The following is a 15359-nucleotide window of genomic DNA, read 5'->3' as shown; positions in this document are numbered from 1 at the left end:
CGGCGAAGCTCGGCGTGAAGGCCGTGATCTGCGTGCCGGTGACCACGCCGCAGGTGAAGGTCGATGCCGTGCGCGCCCACGGCGGCGCCACCGTCGAGGTCGTGCAGGCCGGCGAGTCGTACAGCGACGCCTACGCCCACGCCGTGCGCCTGCAGGAAGAACGCGGCCTGACCTTCGTGCATCCGTTCGACGATCCCCACGTGATCGCCGGCCAGGGCACCGTGGCCATGGAGGTGCTGAGCCAGCATCAGGCCCCGATTCACGCGATCTTCGTGCCGATCGGCGGCGGCGGGCTGGCTGCGGGCGTGGCGGCGTACGTAAAAGCCGTGCGCCCCGAGATCAGGGTGATCGGCGTGCAGACCGACGATTCCTGCGCGATGGCGCAGTCGATCAAGGCCGGCAAGCGCGTGGAACTCACCGAAGTCGGCCTGTTCTCAGACGGCACGGCCGTCAAGCTCGTGGGCGAGGAAACCTTCCGCCTGTGCCACCAGTATCTCGACGAAGTGCTCACGGTCGATACGGATGCCCTTTGCGCTGCGATCAAGGACGTCTTCCAGGACACGCGCAGCGTGCTCGAACCCGCAGGCGCACTGGCCGTGGCGGGCACGAAGCAGTACGCGGAGCGCGAGGGCATCGAGGGGCAGACGCTGGTGGCGATCACCTCGGGCGCGAACATGAACTTCGACCGCATGCGCTTCGTGGCCGAGCGTGCCGAGGTGGGCGAGGCGCGCGAAGCGGTGTTCGCGGTGACGATCCCCGAGGAGCGCGGCAGCTTCAAGCGCTTCTGCGAGCTGGTCGGCACGCGCAGCGTGACCGAGTTCAACTACCGCATCGACGACGCCGAGCGCGCGCACATCTTCGTGGGCGTGCAGATCCGCAACCGCGGCGAGTCGCAGCAGATCGCGAGGACCTTCGTCGATCACGGCTTTCCGAGCGTCGATCTCACGGGCGACGAACTGTCGAAGCAGCACATCCGCTACATGGTGGGCGGACGCTCGCCGCTCGCGCACGACGAACGCCTGTTCCGCTTCGAGTTTCCGGAGCGCCCGGGTGCGCTCATGCGCTTTCTTTCGTCGATGGCGCCGAACTGGAACATCAGCCTGTTCCACTACCGCAACCAGGGCGCCGACTACAGCTCGATTCTGGTGGGCATCCAGGTGCCCGCCGCCGAAGACGCCGAGTTCCGCCGTTTCCTCGCCACGCTCGGCTATCCGCACTGGGAAGAGACGAGCAATCCGGCGTATCGGTTGTTCCTGCAATGAAAATAGTCAGTCGTCCCACCAATCGGGATGTCTGCATCCGAAGCGCATAAAGCGTCGAAAGAGTGCAGGAAAACACCAGGCCCCGCGGCAGAGCGCGTCAGTATACTGAGCCACTGCTGCCGGGCGTGGTCGCCTCGGGAAGATTGGGCGCCGTGCGTCGGACTCACCTGGAGGAAGACAAACATGTTGCGCATCGCTCTTGGCTGTCTGATGGCTCTTTCCACGATCGTCGCCGGCGCGCTGCCCGGCGTGGCGCACGCGGATGCGGCGCATCCCGTCGTCGCGCTGCTGCCCGGCGTCACCGATCCCTTCTACTTCACGATGCATCGCGGCGCCGAGCGCGCGGCGAAGGAAGAAAACATCCAGTTGCTGTTCCAGGTTCCGAAGGCCTGGAACACCACGGAGCAGGTGCCAATCCTCAAGGCGTTCATCGCCAAGCATCCCGACGTGCTGCTCGTCTCGCCCGTCGACAAGCAACAGCTCATCGGCCCGCTCAAGGAAGCCGCCGACGCCGGCATCAAGGTCATCACCGTCGACACCTATATCGGCGACGGCCATTATCAAAGCGGCAAGGGCGACGCCGACTTCCCGCTCTCCTATGTGGCTTCCGACAACCTGGAAGGCGGCCACGTGGCGGCGCGCTCGCTCGCCAAAGCGATCGGCGACAAGGGCACCGTCTATTGCGAGAACAACAAGCCGGGCATTTCCAGCACCGACGCGCGCGCGCAAGGTTTCATGGAAGAGATGAAGAAGCACCCCAACATCAAGGTGCTCGAGACGCAGTACAACGAGGACGACGCCAATCGCGCCGCCTCGCACGTGGCGGCGGTACTCGCGCGCAATCCCGACCTTGCGGGCGTATTCGGCGCCAACACGTTTTCGGGCGCAGGCGCGGCGCAAGGCGTGAAGAACGCGGGCAAGCAGGGCGTGGTGAAGGTCGTCGTGTTCGACGCCGTGCCGGGCATCGACGAGCAGATCAGAAGCGGCCTCGTCGATATCGCCATCGCGCAGCTCCCCGACGAGATGGGCTATGACGCCGTGAAGTTCGCCGCCGACACCATCCACGGCAAGAAGATTCCCACCTACAAGGGCACGGGCTTCGTGGTGCTGGACAAGTCGAATATCGACAAGCCGGAGATGAAGCAGTACATCTACTCGAACTAAGCCGCGCGAACAGAGCCACATGAACGACAAACGACTCGACAGGCTCGCGCTCGTCAGCAAGGTCTGGCCGTGGCTCTTTCTCGGCACGCTGCTCGTCTTCTTCGAGGCGTGGGCGCGCATCTCGGCGCATCGGTCGTTCGTATTCAACGCGTACAACCTGCAGTCGATCGGGCTTGCCGCGAGCGCGCCGTTGTTGCTGGCCATCGGTCAGACCTTCGTGATCATCACCGCGGGCATCGATCTTTCGGTGGGCTTCGTGATGGGGCTCGCGGCGGTGTGCGTCGCACAGTTCACGATTCCCGGCGGCGCATCGCCGTGGATCCTGCTGATGTCGATACCACTCACGGTGCTCGTATGCCTGATTCCGGGCTTCGTGAACGGCGTGTTGATCGCGCGCCTGGGCGTGCCCGCATTCATCGGCACGCTCGGCATGTATGGGGTCGCGCGCGGCGTGGGCTTTCTCGCTGCGGGCAGCGGCATGACCGTCTCCGTGAACAATCCTGGGCTCGCGTGGCTCGGCAGCGGCTGGACGCCCGTGATCCTCACGGCCGTGCTGCTCGTCATCATGCACTTCGTGCTCTCGCAAACGCGCTTCGGTCAGTACACCTACGCGGTAGGCGGCAATCCGCAGTCGGCGGTGCGCGCGGGCATCAACGTACGCCGTCATCTGTTCGCGATCTATCTGATTGCGGCCGCCTTCGCGGCGGTGGGCGGCATCGTCTACACAGCGCGCTTCGCTGCGGGCGCGGCCAATGCGGGTGAGCCCATGCTGCTCGATTCGATCGCGGCGGTCGTGATCGGCGGCGCGAGTCTCTTTGGCGGGACCGGCAACGTCATCGGCACGCTGATCGGCGCGCTCATCATCGCCGTGATCGAATTCGGGCTCGTGTTCATCGACGTCAACGCGTTCTGGCAATTCATCGTGGTCGGCATCGTCATCATTCTTTCGGTGCTGATCGACCAGTACAAGGATCGGCTCGGAGGCGCGCAATGAGCGATGAGAGCGCCACGCCGATTCTGGAGGCGCGTGATGTCTCGATCCGCTTTGGTGGCGTGGAGGCGCTCAAGCGCGTGTCGTTGCGGCTGATGCCCGGCGAAGTGCTTGCGCTCGCGGGCGACAACGGCGCGGGCAAGTCCACCCTCATCAAGATTCTCTCTGGCGTGTATCGCGCCGATGCGGGCGATCTGCATTTCGAAGGGCGGCCGCTCCAGCTGCGCGACCCGCAGGATGCGCGCTCGCAGGGCATCGAAACCATCTATCAGGATCTCGCGCTCGCCGACAATCTCGACGTGGGCAGCAACATCTTCCTCGGCCGCGAACCCGTGCGACGGCTACTCGGCTTCCAGGTCATCGACCGGCCGCACATGGCGCGGGTGGCGCGCGAAGTGCTCGAGCGGCTCGATATCGTGATTCCGCCGCGCAAGCTCACGGGCCCCGTGAAAATGCTCTCGGGCGGCCAGCGCCAGGCCATTGCGATAGGCCGCGCGATTTACTGGAACGCGCGCGTGCTCATCATGGACGAGCCCACCGCGGCGCTCGGCGTGCCCGAGCAACGCAAGGTGATGGAGTTGATCCGCGGACTCAAGGCGCAGGGCGTGGCCGTGATTCTCATCTCGCACAACCTGCACGATATTTTCGCGGTGGCGGAGCGCATCGTCGTGCTGCGGCGCGGCGAAGTGGCGGGCGAGCGGCGCGTCTCGGAAACCGACGGCGACGAAATCGTGCGGCTGATGGTCGGCGACACGTATTCGAACGGCGCGCACTGAAACCTCGCGTGGTGCGTTCGCCTGCGCGGTGCGAGCATTCGATGGACAATGTCGGCTCGAACCCTCACCGCATTCCTGCTTCCACCATGAACTACCTCGATCCCGTCGAAATCACGAGCTGGCACGCCCACGTCTATTTCGACGCTGCGACGCGCGACGCCGCATGGACCTTGCGCGAGGCGATCGATGCCCGCTTCGGCGAGATCGTGCAGATCGGCCGCTTTCACGAGCGCCCGGTCGGGCCGCATCCGATGTGGTCGTATCAGCTCGCCATTACGCGAGAGCATTTCACGACGGTCGTCGAATGGCTCACGCTAAATCACGGCGCACTCGACGTGTTCGTGCATCCGAACACCACCGATGCCCTGCGCGATCATCGCGACGCCGCCGTGTGGATCGGCCATTCGCACAGGCTCAATCTCGGCGCGCTCGGCGGCTGATCGCTCTGCGGATTGCGCCGGCCCGTGGGTGCGGCACGGCGCAATCCTCGACACGCCCGCGGGCCTCAGTGCCCGAACGACTCCGTCTTTGCCGCCGACGATCCGCTCGTCTGCGGCCGCGCGGCCTGCTTGATGAGCAGTGCGGCGCCGGCAATCAGACCGGCGACGGCAACCGTCGCGAAGATGCCCGCAAACGTGAAGTGCCGGCGCGCGAGTTCGGCCACGAGGAACGAGCCCGCAATGCCGCCGAAGCGCCCGATGCCGAGCATCCAGGCCACGCCGGTGCCGCGCCCCTGGGTGGGATAGAACGCGGCGGCGAGCGCGGGCATCGACGATTGCGCCGTGTTCATCAGCACGCCGGCCACGAACACCACGAGCACGAGCAGGGCCACGTTGCCCGCTGCCTGGCCGATGAGCCACACCGAAAGCGCGGTGAGCACGTAGCACGCGGCGATGATGCGGTTCGCGTTGAAGCGGTCCATCAGCATGCCGCTCAGCACCGCGCCCACGCCGCCGAGCGGGAAGAGTGCCGAAATCAGCGTGGCGCTCGAGGCCGTGAGGCCGGCGTCTTTAAGCAGGAGCGGCATCCAGTTGATCGACGCGTAGAAGATCACGAGCCCCATGAAATACGCGACCCACAGCATCACCGAGCCGACGAGGTACATCGGCGAAAGCACGACGCCGAGGCCCTTGCTTTGCGTCTGCGGCGCGTGCTCCGTCATCGTGAACACCTGCGCCTTGGCGGCATCGGGCGAGATGCGGGCGAGCGCGGCGCGAATACGCTCGACGGGCCGCTGGTTCGCCACCATGTAGCGCACCGATTCCGGCATGCGCAGGAAGAGCGGCACGGCGAGCACGAGCGGCGTCACGCCGCCAAGCATGAGCACGCTGCGCCAGCCGAAATGCGGAATCATCCACGCCGCGAGAAAGCCGCCGCAGGCCGCGCCGAGCGGAAAGCCGCAGAACATCAGATTGATTACGGTGGCGCGGTTCCGGTCGGGGCAAAACTCGCCCATCATCGTGACCGCGTTCGGCATGGCGGCGCCGAGACCCACGCCCGTAATGAAGCGCAGCCACGTGAGCTCGCCGATGCTGGTGGAGAACGCCGAAGCGAGGCAGGTCACGCCGAACAGCAACACCGAGCCGACCAGCATGGCGCGGCGCCCGAGGCGATCGGAAAGCGGTCCGGACACGAGTGCGCCGCAAGCAAGGCCGAAGAGCGCCGCACTCAGCACGGGCGCGAGCGCGGGTTTGGGGATGCCCCATTCGCCGAGCAGCGAAGGCGCGATGAAGCCGATCGCGGCAGTGTCGAAACCGTCGAGCAGGACGATGACGAAGCACATCGCGAAGATGAACCACTGGAACGGCGAGAACGGATGTTCGTTGATGAAGGTCTGGACGTCGACGGCACGCGGCTGGTCCATGGTTTTGTCTCCTGTCGACCGAGGTTGTCGTTGTATCGGCCCGCCGTGGCGAGCCGCTTTTTCTGGTTTGCCTTACAACCCGGAATAGTAACCGCAGCGCGGCGTTTGCTGGAGATCATTATGGGGCGTGGCAGGCGGCCGTCTGCTAGCCTGAAAGCAGCACGGCGAGCACTCGCGTGCCGCAAGCGTGTCGCGTTGCGCGACAAGGAGTGCCAGATGAAGCTTTTCTTCGCCCACGCGGCCATGCCGTGCCTCATGGCAAGCGCGATGCTGGCAGGTGCGCCCAGCCAGGTTTTTGCCCAGCTCGCGCCGAACGACGACCTGCGTACGCCGCAAAACAGCCTCGCGCTCATGCCGGGCGCCCAGCCCGGCAGCGAATACCCGACCCACGGCAATCGCCAGGCCGGCGAGATGCCGGTCGGTCCCACCGATCCGCGCGGGCAACTCGCGAACGGCCACCCGAACAACGCCGAGGCGGGCGGCTACGGCGCGCCGTTGGCGGGCGTGCGCTCGGGTGGGCAGAGCGGCGCCGGCATGTGAGCGACCGACCGCTTCAGGTCCACTCGGGTTGCCAGGCAAGCTGGGCTTCGAGTGTTTCGCCGGGCGCGAGCACGGTGCCGCCCACGTCGATGCGCTGCACGGTGCCTTCGTGACGCAGATTGAGCCAGTCCGTCGTGTTGCTGACAGGTTCGGCGCAGAAGTAGGGCAGGCCGGGTGGACAGAAGACCACGAAGAAGTCGAGTGGCGTGCTCGCGCGCAGCGCGAGGCGACGGCCTTCGTGCGGCCATTCGATGACCGCCTCGCGGCGCCAGCCGGAGAAGTTGTTGTCGAGGTCGAAGTCGTCGACGATCAGGCCGGCCTGCAGGGCGTCGACGGCTGGGTGCGCGCTGAGCGAGACCGGCAGCACTTCCGTGTCGATCTCCCACATGGCGCGCACGCGCGCGGCGATACGCGTGCCGGGCGAGCGCGGATAGTACGGGTGATGGCCCAGACCGAACGGCATGGGCCGCGCGGCCAGGTTGCGTGCCCACAGGCGCACGGTGAGGCCGCTGGCGTCGAGCGTGAGGTGCTGGCGCGCTTCGTAGCGAAACGGCCAGCCGGTGCCGACGTGTGAACTGGCCTTGCGCGATCCGTGGGGTCCGTGCGCTTCATGTGACTCGTTCGGCTCGTGCAGGAAGTGCAGCGTGAGCGTATCAGCCGTTTGCGCCTCGACCGTCCAGGGGCGCCGCCATGCGTGGCCATGCAGCGCGTGGCGCAGCGCGCCGGTGCCGCTCGGCAAGTCGATCATCTCGCCTTCGAAGCGGAATCGCCCGTCGCGGATGCGGTTGCAGTACGGCATCAGCGGAAAGCTCGCCATGCCTAGCGGATCGCGCGCGTCGATGGCGGCGCGCGTGGCGGGACGCAGCCAGTGCGACGCAGGGGTGTGGCCGGCCGCGTCGTAGAACGCCGCGATCGAGCCGCCGACGTGCGGCGCGACGAGCGCGCGCGCGTCTCCATGGGCCAGCGTGACGAGTTGGCCGTCGTCGAGCGCGGCGGCGTCGAATGCGATCTCCGGGGGCGACGAGGGTGTCGGTCGGGCAGTCAAATGAGCGTTCTCCAAGTGCATCGTTTTATTACTAATAAAAGATAATATAGGCGCTGAAATCGCTGATGATGCCGCCAAAAAATGGTGACATGCTCCAATTGATGGCCAAAATTATTAGTGCTACGCTTCGGGCCAACAGCGCGGCCCCGAGCGCGCGCCGCCGCGCCGCGCAGCCCTCCCGCAGTCCCCCTCAGATCCGATGAAAAAATCGACGCAACGCCGCCCGACCATGACCGACATCGCGAAGGCCGCCGGCGTATCGCAATCGACGGTTTCCCTCGTGCTCAACGGCGCGGTCGGCGCCAAGCTTTCCGAAGCGACGCGCCTGAAGGTGCACGAGGTCGCGCAATCGCTTGGCTACCAGTTGCCGATCCGCGCGGTGCAGACGCCCGCCCCCGCAGGCGAGCGCAATCTCATCGTCTATCTCGCCGACGAAGTCTCGACGAGTCCACACCCGGTCGTGAGCATCGACGGCGCGCGCGACGCCGCCTGGAACAACGGCTGTCTGCTCGCGGTGTTCTCGACGCATGGCAACGCACAGATGGAGCAGCAGGTGCTGCAAACGCTCGCCATGCCGAACGTGCTCGGCGTGATCTACGCGACCGTGTACACGCGCAAGGTCACGGTGCCGCCCGCGCTGCTGAAGGTGCCGGCCGTGCTGCTCAACTGCTACGCGTCCGATCACGCGCTCTCTTCGGTCGTGCCGGCCGAAGTGGCGGGCGGCCATACGGCCACCGAATATCTGATCGAAGCGGGGCACCGGCGCATCGGCTTCATCAATGGCGAAACCTGGCAGGACGCCGCGAAAGACCGTCTGAAGGGCTATCGCCAGGCGCTCGCGACTGCGGACCTGCTGTTCGACGAACGCCTCGTGCGCGACGGCGACTGGAGTTCGGGCAAGGGTTTCGAACTCACGCTCTCGCTCATGCGCGAGCCGAATCCGCCCACCGCGATTTTCTGCGCCAACGACCTGACGGCGATTGGTGCGATCGAAGCGCTCAAACAACTCGGGCTGCGCGTGCCCGAAGACGTTTCCGTAATGGGCTACGACGACCAGGAAATCGCGCGTCACACCCACCCGCCGCTCACCACCGTCGTGCTGCCCAACTACGAGCTTGGGCGCTGGGCCGTCGAGACGCTGCTGCAGGAAGAGCAGAACCGCAGCGCCGGCGCGCCGGTGCGCCACCGCACCGTGAAGCTCGACGGGCCGCTCATCGAACGGACCTCGGTGTGCGCGCCGGACTCTGCTTCCCCCGTGAATACCCTCATTAATATCTCCGAAAATTGACTGGTAATATTAGTTGAAGCAGTGACGGTAATAATTCGGCGTCGAGCCTCATGCGCGGCACCGATGAAACAAGAAAGACAAATAACGCCGCGGTGGGGCCGTAGGCCTGCGCCGTTCATGTCATTCACAGCTTTGCATGGGACCGCATCCGGCGTCGAAGCGTCAGGTTTGCGGTCGACAGGAGACAGCCATGCGTCATCAACGAATCCAGTCCGCCCTCATCGCCGCCGGGTTTTGCTTCGCGAGCGCGTTCGCCGCGAGCGCTCACGCGCAGTCCACTGCCGGCGCGCAGAAAGTCCAGTCGAATTCCAGCGAGAGCTGCACGAATGCCAAACCGGCCGGCAAGAAGCTGAGCGACTTGGTGGTGGGGTTCTCTCAGTCGGAGAATGAGCAGAACCCGTTCCGGGCGACCGAAACCGCCTCGGTTCGCGCAGCGGCGAAGGAAGCGGGCGTGAAGCGTCTCCTGTATACGAACGCGAACGCCAACCAGGCGAAGCAGGTCGCAGACATCGAAAGCATGATCAACCAGGGCGCCGAGGCGCTCATCATTGCGCCCAACGACTCCACAGGCCTGCAGCCCGCGCTCGCCCAGGCGCGCGCGAAGGGTATCCCCGTCGTGACGATCGACCGGCAGACGGCGGGCACGGTGTGCGACGACTTCATCACGTTCCTCGGCTCCGACTTCTACAAGCAGGGCGAGCGCGCGGCGAAGGCGCTGGCAGACGCCACGGGCGGCAACGCGATCATCGCCGAGATCCAGGGCGGCTACGGCAACACGGTGGAAAGCCAGCGCACGGACGGCTTTGCGAACGGCCTCAAGCCCTATCCCGGCATGAAGATCATTGCGGCTCAAACCGCAAACTGGTCGACGACCGAAGCGCAGAAGGTAATGGAGCAGATCCTGCTCGCGCACCCGGACGTCAACGCCGTCTACACCCACGCCGACACGATGACGGTCGGTGCGATCAAGGCGCTGCGCCAGGCCGGCAAGCTCAACGGCGTGAAGATCGTCTCGATCGACGGCACGAAGGAAATCGTCACGGATATTTCGAACGGCGTTGTCGCTGCTGACGTCGAAACGAACCCTCGCTTCGGTCCGCTCGCCTTCAAGTCGCTGGAAGACTATCTCGCGGGCAAGCCGGTGCCGCAAAAGCAGATCATGGATGACGCGCTGTTCGACCGGAACAACGCGCAGCCGTCGCTCGCGCAGGGCAAGGTCTACTGAGCCGCGTCCGCACGATGACGACGAGCGCCCCCGCCGATCGCACCGGTCGCGCCGGTTCCGCCACGGCCACGCCGCGCGCCGTGCTCGAAACGCACGGCGTTTCGAAGACCTTCGGCGTGGTGCGCGCGCTGCGCGACGTCTCACTCACGCTGCGCGCGGGCGAGGTGCACGGCCTCGTGGGCGAGAACGGCGCGGGCAAGTCCACGCTGATCAAGGTCCTCACCGGCTTTCATCAGCCCGACTCGGGCGCGCTCACGCTCGACGGCGCGGACGTCGCGTTCGACAGTCCGCGCGCCGCGCAGGGCGCGGGCGTGTGCGCCGTGTATCAGGAAATCAACCTGATACCGGAGCGCAGCGTGGCCGACAACATCTTTCTGTGCCATGAACCGAAACGCTTCGGCATCCTGATCGACAGGAAGCGCATGCTCGAGCGCGCCGCCGACATCGTGCAGCGCTACCGGCTCGCGGTCGATCCGGCCGCGCGTCTCGGCTCGCTCGGGCTCGGCGCGCAGCAGATGGTGGCGATTGCGCGCGGCGTTTCGCTGGGCGCGCGCGTGCTGATCCTCGACGAACCGACTTCGGCCCTGAGCGGCGCGGAGGTGGACGTGCTGTTCGAAGTCGTCGATCGCCTGCGCGCCGAGGGCATTGCACTGCTGTTCGTGAGCCACCGGCTGTCCGAATGCTACCGGCTGTGCGATCGCTTTACGGTGATGCGCGACGGCGCAGTGGTCCGCACGGGTACGCCCGCAGAACTGCCGCGCGCGGCATTGATCGCGGCCATGCTGGGCCGCGAGAGCGCGGGCGAGCACGCCTGGGCCGAGCGCTCGGGCAGCGCCGATGCCGACGCCACGCCTGCGCTCGCCGTCGACCATTTGCAGTGGGGCAACCGCGTGCGCGACGTGTCGCTGCGCGTGGCCCGCAAGGAGATCGTCGGGCTGGCCGGACTGCTCGGCTCGGGCCGCACAGAAACATTCAAGACGATCTTCGGCGCGCAAAAGGCCGATGGCGGGGAGGTCGATGTCGCTGGCCGCGCGCTCACGCATGCCAACCCGGCGCGCTCGATCGGCCGCGGGCTCGCCTTCCTGTCCGAAGACCGCCGCGCGGAAGGCATCTTTCCACGTCTCTCGGTGCGCGAGAACATCGTCGCAAGCTTGCTGCCGCGCATTTCTCGCTTCGGCTTCATCTCGCGTGCGAAGGAAGCGCAAGTGGTGCGGGACTCGATCGAGCGGCTCGGCATCAAGACGGCCGGGCCCGGCGCACTCATCACGACGCTCTCGGGCGGCAATCAGCAAAAGGCGCTGATCGCGCGCTGCCTCTCTACGCGCCCAACGGTGCTGCTGCTCGACGATCCCACGCGCGGCATCGACGTCGGCGCGAAAGAGGAGGTGCATCGCGTCGTGCAGGAGCTTGCGCAGGAGGGGCTCGCGGTGGTGGTCACATCCTCGGAGATGGAAGAGCTGCTTGCGCTGACCGACCGCCTCGTCGTGCTCAACGAAGGCGCGACCGAGGGCGGCATGCCGACCGCCGGCGCGCATCCCGACGATGTGCTCGCCGTGCTGGCCGGCGCCGGATCCGACGCCAGCGCCGACCGCGGCGACGGCACCGCGTGAGCAACCCCGCGCCAAACCCGCCACAATCCCCGACAACCGCTCCGATGGCGACCAACCTTGAATCGAACGAGGCAAGCTTGAGCCCCTCGAATCCTTCGAATTCCTCGAGCCGTTCCGTCTCGGCGGCGACCGGCGCCGAGGCGCGCGCGCGGACCTGGCGCGCGGTGCTGCGCGAGCACAGCGTGTACTTCGCGCTCGCCGCGCTCGTCGCGTTCAATCTCGCCGTCACGCCCGGCTTCTCGAATCCCTTCGCGGCGCGCAGCCTGCTGTTCGAGGCGGCGCCTATCGTGCTGATCGCGCTGGGCCAGAATCTCGCGATTGCGACGCGCGGCATCGATCTCTCCGTAGGCTCGGTGATGGCGCTCGCCAGCGCGTCGATCGCAGTGTTCCTGCCGTATGGCGTGGGCCCGGCGCTCGTGGGCGCGGTCGCGGTGGGCGCCGTCGTCGGCTTGTGCAACGGGTTCCTCGTCGCGCTGCTGGCCATCGATCCGCTGATCTCGAGTCTCGCCTTGCTGGTCGCCGCGCGCGGGCTCGCGCAGGCGCTGCTGGGTGGCTCCCGCGTGAATCTGCCCGACACGCCCGCGTTCGATCTGCTCGGCGCCGGTGCGCTCGGCCCGCTGCCCGTCGTCATGCTGATCGCGCTCGGGCTCGCGGTGGTGGTCGCGTTCGTCGTGCGGCGCACGACCTTCGGGCGCTACGCGATTCTCGTGGGCGCGAGCCGCGGCGCCGCGTTTCTTGCGGGCATTCCGGTGCGGCGCACGCTCTTTCTCGTCTACGCGGTGAGCGGCACGCTTGCCGGACTCGCCGGCGTGTTCGCGTCATCGCGACTTGGCGCGGCGGATCCCAACTATGTGGGTGTGAACTTCGAACTCGATGCGATTGCCGCTTCGGTCATCGGGGGCACGCCGCTTTCGGGCGGACGCATCTCGATCGTCGGCGCGGTGTTCGGCGTGCTGCTGCTCCAGGTGCTCGATGCGAGCTTCATCATGAACAACATCAGCTTCACCTATGCGCAGATCCTCAAGGCGGTGTTCATCGTCGTCGCGCTGTATCTGCAACGCTCGGGAGGCTGACGCGATGCAAAACGCCAAACCAGTGGACGTTCAAACCGCCGCCACGCCGGGCGCCAATCGGCGCGCGCAAGTGATCGCGCTCGTGCAGTCGCGCGGGGCGATCGCGATGCTCGTGGTCGTGGCGCTCGTGGCCGGCATGGTGTTTCCCGACTTCCTGCGCCCCGCGAACCTCGCGGACATCGCGTCGAACGGCGCGTTTCTCGGGCTCGTCGCCGTGGGGCAGAGCATCGTCATCATCCTGGGCGGCTTCGATCTTTCGGTCGGGTCGATGGTCGGACTCGGCACGGTGCTGGCCGCCTATGCCGCGCCCTATGGCTGGGGCGCCGCGATGCTCGCGCCCGTGGCGGCGGGTTTCGTCGTCGGTCTGGTGAACGGCGTGCTGATCGCCCGCGCGCGCATGGCGCCGTTCATCGTCACGCTCGCGGCGCTGCTCGGGCTCAAGGGGCTCGCGCTCGTGCTCGCGAGCCAGGATCTGCTGATTGCCAATCCGGGTTTCTTCGCGCGCATCGCCAATGGCTCGGTGTTTGGCGTCAACAGTCTCATTTGGGTGCTGGTGGTCGTCTATGCGCTGGGCGGCGCGCTGCTCAACCGCACGCGCTTTGGCGCGGCGATCTTTGCGATCGGCGGCAACGAAGAGGCGGCGCGCATGCTGGGCGTGCGCGTGGAGCGCGTGAAGATACTCGCCTATGGATTGTCCGGTGCACTCGCCGGGCTCTCGGGGGCGCTGCTGGCGTCGCACCTGGACTCGGGGTTGTCGGGGGCGGGGACCGGCTACGAACTGCAGTCGATCGCCGCGGCTGTCATCGGCGGCGTGTTGCTCACGGGCGGCGTGGGAACGATGGCCGGACCGCTGGCCGGCGTGTTGCTGCTCGGTGTCATCGACAATGTGATCAATCAGGTCGGCACGCTGAGCCCTTACTATCAAAACCTGGCGAGCGGCGCATTCCTGCTTGCCGCGGTGATCGTGCAGACGGTGCTCACCGGCCGTCGGCACGGCGCCGCGCGGGCTGCGGCGGGCGCGACGCGGCGGCGGGCGGCCGTGGGCTCATAGTGGTCCTGAATTGCGCGGTTGCGGACGCGTTTGGCTGACGGCATGCCTATTGATGTGAAACGATCAGCTTGACGCGCGTCGAGCCATCGGTCTGCGCGGTGATCTCGGTCCGGCTGCCGCGCTGCCCCAGATAGAAGTGCTGGCGGCCAGGCGAGTTCACGTCGTGCGTTGCGTCGGGCAGGCACGAGGCAATGTCGGCGCCTACCCCTTCGAGCGCGTTCGTCCCAGATCCGGCGTCGCGCGCGCTCCACACGCACTGAAAACTCCCGCCAGTCGTTGCGCACTGCGCGTCGTCGCCATAGGGTTGCGCGACGGCGTGTCCGTCGTCAGGACTCAGCGACGCGAAATGCTGCGGTGCTGCCGCGACGATGCGCTTGAGCGCCGCGCAGGGGCTCGCGCTGTCGTCCGCATGAGCGGCCAGCGGGATGCCTGGTATGACAATCGACGAGCAAAGCGCGAGGATCGGGGTGATCGGTGGGTTCATGGCGTTCCGCTGCGTGAGAGCAGCGCCTCATCGTGGCAGGTGAGGGCAGCGCTGCAAGCGGCGTGCCGGGAATAGCCCTTGCAGGGTCGCGTCGGACTACGCATCACGAGGAGAACGCCATGAGGAAGCCGTTCGATCGCATGATGAAAGCGGGCGCATTGCTGGTCGGTCTAACCTTCGCGATGGCGAGCAGCGGCGAATCGCGCAACGAGCAGGAACATGCCTGCCGTGGCGATGCATTCCGCTTCTGCGCGAGAGCGATCCCGAACAAGGAGAAGATCAAGGCTTGCATGAAGCAGCACTACGATGAACTCTCGCCGCCGTGCAAGGCGCTGTTCGACCCGCCGACGACGGACGATCCGAAATCGTGAGCGCGAATGCCGCTCAGTGAAAGGAGGAGGCGCGTTGCGCCTCTTTTCAATTAAGTCGATGGGAAGGGCTTGCGGACTCGCGATCGAGGCGATAAGATTCGCCCCCTTCGCAGTTCGATGTCTCCGACGTCAGGGCAGCGAGGGCCGCCGCGGAAACCGGCGGACGCAGGAGTCAGCAAGCTTTTTCAAGCGGTGAGCGAAGAAAAGGGGTTGACGAAGCGGAAAAGATTCTTCATAATCTCGTTTCTCTGCTGCTGACGCAGCAACGCAGAAAGAAGCCGGTAGTTGAGCAGTTTTAACGGCGCTTTCGCGATCGATCTTTAAAAATTTACAGCCGATAAGTGTGGGCGCTTGATGCGGTGGCGACCCGATAGTGTTCTTCGGAGCGGTATCGGGAGCAGCAAAAGTATCAAGAGTCTCACACTAAAGTAAGTCAGGTTTTTGAATTTATTCAGAAAACCTGTCAGCTTTGAGTGAGCGACCGGTCTCGAGAGAGACCGAAAACAGTAACAGGTATTGAACTGAAGAGTTTGATCCTGGCTCAGATTGAACGCTGGCGGCATGCCTTACACATGCAAGTCGAACGGCAGCGCGGGAGCAATCCTGGCGGCGAGT

Annotated in this window: 15 protein-coding genes and 1 rRNA gene; 13 read left to right on the top strand and 3 right to left on the bottom strand. The window is 66.0% G+C overall.

All coding sequences use genetic code 11. The features are described from left to right. From ilvA to BFD71_RS38305, 5 genes are all read left to right on the top strand, one after another. Positions 1 to 1262: threonine ammonia-lyase, biosynthetic (ilvA, locus tag BFD71_RS38325; protein ID WP_069269369.1), on the top strand; the 1262-nt coding region annotated here is incomplete at its 5' end. Positions 1263 to 1445: 183 nt separating this feature from the next. Further along, on the top strand, positions 1446 to 2426 hold the full coding sequence (locus BFD71_RS38320; protein WP_069269368.1) for an ABC transporter substrate-binding protein: 981 nt from the start codon (positions 1446 to 1448) through the stop codon (positions 2424 to 2426). Positions 2427 to 2445: 19 nt separating this feature from the next. Next, positions 2446 to 3420, top strand: a complete 975-nt coding sequence (locus BFD71_RS38315; RefSeq protein WP_069269367.1) for an ABC transporter permease subunit — start codon at positions 2446 to 2448, stop codon at positions 3418 to 3420. Then, complete coding sequence (locus BFD71_RS38310) at positions 3417 to 4193, top strand: ATP-binding cassette domain-containing protein (protein WP_069269366.1); 777 nt, start codon at positions 3417 to 3419, stop codon at positions 4191 to 4193. The genes BFD71_RS38315 and BFD71_RS38310 overlap by 4 nt, the downstream gene beginning before the upstream one ends. An 86-nt stretch (positions 4194 to 4279) precedes the next feature. After that, on the top strand, positions 4280 to 4633 hold the full coding sequence (locus tag BFD71_RS38305) for a DOPA 4,5-dioxygenase family protein (RefSeq protein ID WP_069269365.1): 354 nt from the start codon (positions 4280 to 4282) through the stop codon (positions 4631 to 4633). Positions 4634 to 4698: 65 nt separating this feature from the next. Here BFD71_RS38305 and BFD71_RS38300 read toward each other — a convergent pair whose 3' ends face one another. Then, complete coding sequence (locus BFD71_RS38300; RefSeq protein ID WP_069269364.1) at positions 4699 to 6057, bottom strand: MFS transporter; 1359 nt, start codon at positions 6055 to 6057, stop codon at positions 4699 to 4701. A gap of 216 nt (positions 6058 to 6273) precedes the next feature. Here BFD71_RS38300 and BFD71_RS38295 point away from each other — a divergent pair, with 216 nt between their 5' ends. Next, on the top strand, positions 6274 to 6597 hold the full coding sequence (locus BFD71_RS38295) for a hypothetical protein (protein WP_069269363.1): 324 nt from the start codon (positions 6274 to 6276) through the stop codon (positions 6595 to 6597). 13 nt (positions 6598 to 6610) lie between these two features. Here the strand turns inward: BFD71_RS38295 and BFD71_RS38290 are convergent, their stop codons facing one another. Beyond that, on the bottom strand, positions 6611 to 7642 hold the full coding sequence (locus BFD71_RS38290; protein ID WP_370684356.1) for an aldose 1-epimerase: 1032 nt from the start codon (positions 7640 to 7642) through the stop codon (positions 6611 to 6613). Positions 7643 to 7841: 199 nt separating this feature from the next. On the opposite strand from BFD71_RS38290, the gene BFD71_RS38285 reads away from it, so the two are divergent. From BFD71_RS38285 to BFD71_RS38265, 5 genes are all read left to right on the top strand, one after another. Next, entirely contained in the window at positions 7842 to 8930 is a 1089-nt protein-coding gene (locus BFD71_RS38285) for a LacI family DNA-binding transcriptional regulator (RefSeq protein ID WP_083245737.1), read from the top strand. Between the two features lie 190 nt (positions 8931 to 9120). Next, positions 9121 to 10155, top strand: a complete 1035-nt coding sequence (locus BFD71_RS38280; protein ID WP_069269361.1) for an ABC transporter substrate-binding protein — start codon at positions 9121 to 9123, stop codon at positions 10153 to 10155. A gap of 14 nt (positions 10156 to 10169) precedes the next feature. Continuing rightward, on the top strand, positions 10170 to 11765 hold the full coding sequence (locus BFD71_RS38275; RefSeq protein WP_069269360.1) for a sugar ABC transporter ATP-binding protein: 1596 nt from the start codon (positions 10170 to 10172) through the stop codon (positions 11763 to 11765). 77 nt (positions 11766 to 11842) lie between these two features. Beyond that, positions 11843 to 12838: an ABC transporter permease gene (locus tag BFD71_RS38270; protein WP_256095112.1), complete on the top strand. Its 996-nt coding sequence runs from the start codon at positions 11843 to 11845 to the stop codon at positions 12836 to 12838. Between the two features lie 4 nt (positions 12839 to 12842). Further along, complete coding sequence (locus BFD71_RS38265; RefSeq protein WP_069269359.1) at positions 12843 to 13889, top strand: ABC transporter permease; 1047 nt, start codon at positions 12843 to 12845, stop codon at positions 13887 to 13889. 46 nt (positions 13890 to 13935) lie between these two features. On the opposite strand, the gene BFD71_RS38260 is transcribed toward BFD71_RS38265, so the two are convergent. Beyond that, positions 13936 to 14373, bottom strand: coding sequence for a hypothetical protein (locus BFD71_RS38260; RefSeq protein WP_069269358.1), 438 nt, complete (start codon positions 14371 to 14373; stop codon positions 13936 to 13938). Between the two features lie 143 nt (positions 14374 to 14516). Here BFD71_RS38260 and BFD71_RS38255 point away from each other — a divergent pair, with 143 nt between their 5' ends. Together BFD71_RS38255 and BFD71_RS38250 are read left to right on the top strand one after the other, a co-directional pair. Then, positions 14517 to 14744: a hypothetical protein gene (locus BFD71_RS38255; RefSeq protein WP_370684357.1), complete on the top strand. Its 228-nt coding sequence runs from the start codon at positions 14517 to 14519 to the stop codon at positions 14742 to 14744. 518 nt (positions 14745 to 15262) lie between these two features. Further along, a 16S ribosomal RNA gene (locus tag BFD71_RS38250) occupies positions 15263 to 15359 on the top strand; the annotation flags it as partial.

The organism is Paraburkholderia nodosa (assembly GCF_001718195.1).
Classification (GTDB): Bacteria; Pseudomonadota; Gammaproteobacteria; order Burkholderiales; family Burkholderiaceae; genus Paraburkholderia; species Paraburkholderia nodosa_A.
The sequence above is the reverse complement of the archived record's forward strand: the minus strand, read 5'-3'. Positions and strand labels throughout refer to the sequence as shown.

What these genes read in the sequence shown, in the direction of transcription:
- BFD71_RS38275 (WP_069269360.1), top strand. Translation starts at nt 10,170, where the DNA reads ATGACGACGAGCGCCCCCGCCGATCGCACCGGTCGCGCCGGTTCCGCC.
- BFD71_RS38255 (WP_370684357.1), top strand. Translation starts at nt 14,517, where the DNA reads ATGAAAGCGGGCGCATTGCTGGTCGGTCTAACCTTCGCGATGGCGAGC.
- BFD71_RS38300 (WP_069269364.1), bottom strand. Translation starts at nt 6,057, where the DNA reads ATGGACCAGCCGCGTGCCGTCGACGTCCAGACCTTCATCAACGAACAT.
- BFD71_RS38310 (WP_069269366.1), top strand. Translation starts at nt 3,417, where the DNA reads ATGAGCGATGAGAGCGCCACGCCGATTCTGGAGGCGCGTGATGTCTCG.
- BFD71_RS38285 (WP_083245737.1), top strand. Translation starts at nt 7,842, where the DNA reads ATGAAAAAATCGACGCAACGCCGCCCGACCATGACCGACATCGCGAAG.
- BFD71_RS38265 (WP_069269359.1), top strand. Translation starts at nt 12,843, where the DNA reads ATGCAAAACGCCAAACCAGTGGACGTTCAAACCGCCGCCACGCCGGGC.
- BFD71_RS38320 (WP_069269368.1), top strand. Translation starts at nt 1,446, where the DNA reads ATGTTGCGCATCGCTCTTGGCTGTCTGATGGCTCTTTCCACGATCGTC.
- BFD71_RS38280 (WP_069269361.1), top strand. Translation starts at nt 9,121, where the DNA reads ATGCGTCATCAACGAATCCAGTCCGCCCTCATCGCCGCCGGGTTTTGC.
- BFD71_RS38305 (WP_069269365.1), top strand. Translation starts at nt 4,280, where the DNA reads ATGAACTACCTCGATCCCGTCGAAATCACGAGCTGGCACGCCCACGTC.
- BFD71_RS38260 (WP_069269358.1), bottom strand. Translation starts at nt 14,373, where the DNA reads ATGAACCCACCGATCACCCCGATCCTCGCGCTTTGCTCGTCGATTGTC.
- BFD71_RS38315 (WP_069269367.1), top strand. Translation starts at nt 2,446, where the DNA reads ATGAACGACAAACGACTCGACAGGCTCGCGCTCGTCAGCAAGGTCTGG.
- BFD71_RS38295 (WP_069269363.1), top strand. Translation starts at nt 6,274, where the DNA reads ATGAAGCTTTTCTTCGCCCACGCGGCCATGCCGTGCCTCATGGCAAGC.